2 protein-coding genes and 1 pseudogene are annotated in these 2,496 nt (G+C 79.2%); 1 reads left to right on the top strand and 2 read right to left on the bottom strand.

Features of this window, described 5'->3' with window-relative positions; translation table 11 throughout:
* A partial coding sequence (locus VER05_RS20195; RefSeq protein ID WP_324847092.1) for a hypothetical protein occupies nucleotides 1-1,100 on the bottom strand: 1,100 nt, incomplete at its 3' end.
* A gap of 112 nt (nucleotides 1,101-1,212) precedes the next feature.
* Between VER05_RS20195 and VER05_RS20190 the strand changes: the two genes are divergently transcribed.
* A complete protein-coding gene (locus VER05_RS20190; RefSeq protein WP_324847091.1) occupies nucleotides 1,213-1,893 on the top strand; it encodes a hypothetical protein in 681 nt (226 codons plus the stop codon).
* 296 nt (nucleotides 1,894-2,189) lie between these two features.
* Here the strand turns inward: VER05_RS20190 and VER05_RS20185 are convergent.
* A pseudogene (locus VER05_RS20185) lies at nucleotides 2,190-2,496 on the bottom strand (pyruvate dehydrogenase (acetyl-transferring), homodimeric type); the annotation flags it as partial.

The raw sequence follows: 2,496 nt of genomic DNA, 5'->3' as shown, positions 1-2,496 counted from the left end.
AGCACGGGGCGGGGCGCCTGCGGCCAGGCGGCGATGGCGGCCAGGCCGGCGAGCGCGGCGCGGGCGGACCGGGCGGCGTCGGCGAGGTCCGCGCCGGTCGGGCCGAGCACCACGGGGCCGGGGCCGAACCGGGGGAGCAGGGACGCCGCGGCCTCGCGCAGGTCGCCGGTCCCGCCGAGGAACACCACGAGCCGGTCGCCCTGGATGCCGACCAGCGCGTCGTCCGCGGCGCGGCGGGTGGCCCGGCGCAGGTCGGAGGTGCGGACGTCGTCCAGGGGGGAGGCGGTGGTGCCGACGACGACGAGCGTGCTGCCGCGGCCGCTCCAGCCGAGGGCGGCCACCCGGGACCGCAGCGAGTCGTCGACGTCGCCGCGCAGCAGGGCGTCGACGACGAGCGCCTCGAGCCGGGCGTCCCACGCGCCGCGGACCTCGGCCGCGCGGGCGTAGACCTCGGCCGCGGAGAACGCCACCTCGCGGGAGTAGCGGAGCACCGCCTCCAGCAGGTCGCGCTCGCCGCCGGGCGCCGCGAGCCGGTCGCTGTGCGACTCCACGACGTCGACCACGACGCGGACCAGCTGGAGCGTGTGCTGCAGCGAGATGGACCGGGTCAGCTCCGGCGGGGCGGTCGCGAAGATCTCGCCCACGCCGTGCGGCGGCCGGGACGGGTCGGCGAACCAGGTGACGAACGCCGTGATGCCGGCCTGGGCGACGAGGCCGACCCAGGAGCGGTCGTCGGCCGGCAGGGCGCGGTACCAGTCGAGGTCCTCGTCCAGGCGGCGCATCGCGGCCGCGGCCAGGACGCCGCTGCCCTCGCGGACGCGGCGCAGGGTCTCGCCGTTGCTCGCGTCCGGCGCGGTGGCGATGCGGCCGGCGCGCGTGCGGGTGCGGGCGGGGGAGAGGCCGTCGACGGGGGCGGCGGGAGCGGCTGCGGTCGCGCCGGCGGGGGCGGCGGCCTCGGGGGCGTCGGCGGGGGCCGGGGGCGCGTCGGGGGCCGCGGCCGGCGTGGCGCGGGTCGCCGTGGTCGTCGCCGCGGCGGGCGACGGGGCCGGTGCGGCGTCCTCGGGGGCGGGGGCCGCGGGCGTCCGGCGGGGCTGAGGCATGCGGTGAGCATAGGGCCCCGTTGTGGGGAACCGACAAAGGCCGCGCGCGTGGTCGGCCGGGTGGCGGGCCGTTCGACCGGTGCGGGACGAGTGCACCGGATAGTGTCGCGTCATGGCTCTGCTGCCCCGACTGCGCCGCCTGCTGGGCCGCCCTGCGCCCGCGTCCCGGATCGGGGCGCGCCGGCCGACGGCTGCCCCCCGGCACGGCGACGTCCCCCAGGAGGACGCCCTGAGGTCCCGCCTCGGCGACGATCCCAACGACGAGCGCGCCTTCGCGGCCCTCGCCGAGATCGTCCGCCGGCACGCCGTGACCGGCGTCGACGACGACCCCCTGACCGCCGAGGCCGACGACGCCGAGCGTCAGCGCGCCGCCGACCTGGCCGTGTGGTCGCTGGGCGAGGAGCTCGCCGGCAACCCGCGGGCCTGGTACCCGCTGGTCGAGGTCGCGCGGCTGTCCGTGCGCGACGACCTGGAGGGGACGCTGCGCCGGCTGACGACCGCCGCCGAGCGCGACCCCTCGGGCGCCGCCCTGGTCGCCGGCCTGCGGCTGCTGCGCGAGGCGGGGCTGCCCGTCGAGGCGCTGGGCCTCGGCACCGGGCACTGGCACCCGAAGGACCACGACCCGGAGGTCGGGCGCGAGCTGGTGCTGGCCGCCGTCGAGGCCGACCGGCCGCTCGACGCGAAGCAGCACCTCGCGAGCCTGGACCTCTACCCGAAGCAGGACGACATCGCGCAGATGCGCCGCGAGCTGGCGCGGCTGGTGGACCAGGCGGAGCGGCACGCGGGCGCCTAGCCGCCCCGCCGGGCACCCCGCGCCCGACCCTCGGACCGCCGAGAGCCCCGCCGACCCACCCGGGTCCGCGGGGCTCTCGCGCGTCCGGCCGCCGGCGTGCCGCCGTCGAGCGTCCCCGCCACCCGGCCCTGGTCGCCGAGATAGGACGCGCGCGCCGAGGTAGGGCCGTGGACGGTCCGATCTCGGCGCGACGGTCCTATCTCGGCGTCCGTGCGAGCGGGCCGGGGACGGCGACGGGCCCCGCACCCCCCTGAGAGGGAGTGCGGGGCCCGTTCGTGCGGCCTAGGCGCGTCCGGTCAGGACTCGCCGCCCGCGTTGCCGGAGGTGCCGGCGGTCACGTCGTGCAGCCGGTACCGCTCGATGGCCTGCGCCGGGGCGTCCGCCGCGACCTTGCCCTCGCGGGCGAGCTGCTGCAGGACGCGGACCACGGTCGACGGGCCGTCGATCTTGAAGTGCCGGCGGGCGGCGGCGCGGGTGTCGGAGAACCCGAACCCGTCGGCTCCGAGCGTGGCGTACCGGCCCGGGATCCACTCGCGCACCTGGTCGGCCACGAGGTGGTCGTAGTCGGTCGTCGCGACGAACGGCCCCTCGGCGCCCTGGAGC

The sequence above is a fragment of the Cellulomonas sp. genome (genome assembly GCF_035634735.1).
Lineage (GTDB): Bacteria > Actinomycetota > Actinomycetes > Actinomycetales > Cellulomonadaceae > Cellulomonas.
Note: the sequence above shows the minus strand (reverse complement) of the source record. Positions and strands in the feature narration are given on the sequence as shown.